1 protein-coding gene and 1 pseudogene are annotated in these 2,773 nt (G+C 69.4%); one reads left to right on the top strand and one right to left on the bottom strand.

Annotation, left to right across the window (positions count from 1 at the left end; genetic code table 11):
- Positions 1–169, bottom strand: a pseudogene (locus tag FNH09_RS45865) (xylose isomerase); the annotation flags it as partial.
- 282 nt (positions 170–451) lie between these two features.
- Here FNH09_RS45865 and yicI point away from each other — a divergent pair.
- Positions 452–2,722: an alpha-xylosidase gene (yicI, locus tag FNH09_RS45860; protein ID WP_152895791.1), complete on the top strand. Its 2,271-nt coding sequence runs from the start codon at positions 452–454 to the stop codon at positions 2,720–2,722.
- The last annotated feature ends 51 nt before the right edge of the window (positions 2,723–2,773 follow it).

The raw sequence follows: 2,773 nt of genomic DNA, 5'->3' as shown, positions 1-2,773 counted from the left end.
CGTGGAACGTCACACCGTAGGCACCCAGCTCGGCCAGACGCTGCACCGTCTCGACCGGATCCAGGGCCGGCCGGGTCGCGTCACCGAACGGGTCCCTCCCCTGCCAGCCGACGGTCCACAGACCGAAAGTGAACCTGTCCTCGGGAGTGGCGTTGAAGCGCTTCGACATGTGACGGCCCTTGCTGTCGCGCAGTCCGGCAACGCTGCCGGACGAGTTTGTTTGATGTGATGACTAATACGCCAAGAGCGTGCTCTCGCGCTAGCCCCACGTGGCGCGCCTCTCGTTATGGCTTGACGTGAAGACCAAGTCCGTCTGTGTAATCAAGCCTGATCAGAGCCACCGAACCGACGAAGCGGGCTCGTGGGGCGGATTTGTTTTGTGTACGATCAAATTCGTCGTGACGCTGCCTGTGCCCCAGTCCGACGGCCTACGCTCCCTTTGAGGAAGATCATGAAGTTCACCAATGGCTTCTGGCGTATTCGCGATGGCGTACAGATCGCCTACGCCACCGAAGTACGTGACGTGCGAACCGAAGCGAAGCGCTTCACCACCCATGCGGCCGTGCAACGGGTGACACGCAGGGGCGACACGCTCAACGCGCCGCTCATCTCGGCCGAGTGCTTCTCCCCCGCCGAGGGCGTCATCGGCGTCCGGCTCACCCACCACTCCGGCAAACGCCGCAAAGGCCCCGAGTTCACCGTCGCCGGTGTCGAGGGCGGTGCGGGCGAGGTGCGCACCGTCGACGGTGTCACCGAGCTGACCAGCGGTCCCCTCACCCTGCGCCTGGACCGCGCCGCCCCCTTCACGCTGAGCTTCCGCGACGCCGAGGGCCGCGAGCTGACCCAGGCGGGCGCCAAGGGCGCCGCCTTCGCCACCACCGACCAAGGCGAGCACCACATGGTGGGCAAGCTCGCCCTCGGCGTCGGCGAGCAGGTCTACGGCCTCGGCGAACGCTTCACCCCGTTCGTCAAGAACGGCCAGGTGGTCGACATGTGGCAGGCCGACGGCGGCACCAGCAGCGAGCAGGCCTACAAGAACATCCCGTTCTACCTCTCCTCACGCGGCTACGGCGTGTTCGTCAACCACCCCGGCAAGGTCTCCTTCGAGGTGGGCTCGGAGTCCGTGGGCCAGGTCCAGTTCAGCGTCGAGGATCAGACCCTGGAGTACTACGTCGTCGCGGGTCCCACCTCGAAGGACGTCCTCGCCCGCTACACCGGCCTCACCGGCCGCCCGGCCCTGCCGCCTGCCTGGTCCTTCGGCCTGTGGCTGACCACCTCCTTCACCACCTCCTACGACGAGGCGACGGTGATGTCGTTCGTCGACGGCATGTCCGACCGCGGTATCCCCCTGTCGGTGTTCCACTTCGACTGCTTCTGGATGCGCGAGTACCAGTGGTGCGACTTCGAGTGGGACCCGGACGTCTTCCCCGACCCCGCGGGCATGCTGGCCCGGCTCAAGGCCAAGGGCCTGCGGATCAGCGCCTGGATCAACCCCTACATCGCCCAGAAGTCGCCGCTGTTCGACGAGGCGGCCGAGCTGGGCCACCTGGTGCGCCGCGCGAACGGCGACGTATGGCAGTGGGACCTGTGGCAGGCGGGCATGGGCCTGGTCGACTTCACCAGCCCCGAGGCCTGCGCCTGGTTCCAGTCGAAGCTCAAGCCGCTGCTGGACCAGGGCGTCGACTGCTTCAAGACCGACTTCGGCGAGCGCATCCCCACCGACGTCGTCTGGCACGACGGCTCGGACCCCGAGCGGATGCACAACTACTACACGGAGCTGTACAACAGGACCGTCTTCGAGCTGCTGGAGAAGGAGCGCGGGCAGGGCGAGGCCGTGCTGTTCGCCCGCTCCGCGACCGCGGGCGGCCAGCAGTACCCCGTGCACTGGGGCGGTGACTGCTGGTCCTCCTTCGAGGCGATGGCCGAGTCGCTGCGCGGCGGCCTGTCGCTGTCGCTGAGCGGCTTCGGCTTCTGGAGCCACGACATCGGCGGCTTCGAGGGCACTCCCGACGCCTCGGTGTTCAAGCGCTGGCTGGCCTTCGGCCTGCTGTCCTCGCACAGCCGGCTGCACGGCTCCTCCTCCTACCGGGTGCCGTGGGAGTTCGGCGACGAGGCCGTCGAGGTCGCCCGCCGCTTCACGCTGCTCAAGCACCGGCTGATGCCGTACCTGTACGGCGTCGGCGTCGAGGCCCACCGCACCGGCGTGCCCTCGATGCGCCCGATGCTGCTGGAGTTCCCCGGCGACCCGGCCTGCCGCCCGCTGGACCGCCAGTACCTGCTCGGCGCCGACCTGCTGGTCGCCCCCGTCTTCAGCGAGGACGGGGAGGTCGAGGTCTACCTGCCCGAGGGCACCTGGACGCAGCTGCTCACCGGCGAGACCGTGACCGGCCCGGTCTGGCGCACCGAGCGCCACGGCTACGACAGCCTTCCGCTGTACGTGCGCGAGGGCGCGGTCCTGCCGCTGTCCGCCGACGACCAGCGCCCCGACGGCGACTGGCTGGACGGCCTCACCCTGCTCGTCCACCCGACCGCCGAGCCCGGCTACGCGCGCACCGTGACCGTCCCGCACCAGGACGGCACCACCGCCGCCACCTTCCGGGTCCGGCGGGACGGCGACACGCTGAGCGTCACCGCCGAGGGCGGCGACCGGCCGTTCACGGTGCAGGTCGCCGGCGGCGCGAGCGCCACCGGGACCGGCGAGGTGAGCGTGCCGCTGACCTGACCCGGCACGGCACCCGTAGCGGGGCCGGGGTGGGGCGGGACGGGAACTGCG

It is taken from the genome of Streptomyces adustus, from assembly GCF_009377175.1.
GTDB classification, from domain to species: Bacteria; Actinomycetota; Actinomycetes; order Streptomycetales; family Streptomycetaceae; genus Streptomyces; species Streptomyces adustus.
This window is presented reverse-complemented; position numbering and strand designations above follow the sequence as displayed.

Coding starts and splice junctions, on each gene's coding strand:
- yicI (WP_152895791.1), top strand. CDS start 452: ATGAAGTTCACCAATGGCTTCTGGCGTATTCGCGATGGCGTACAGATC.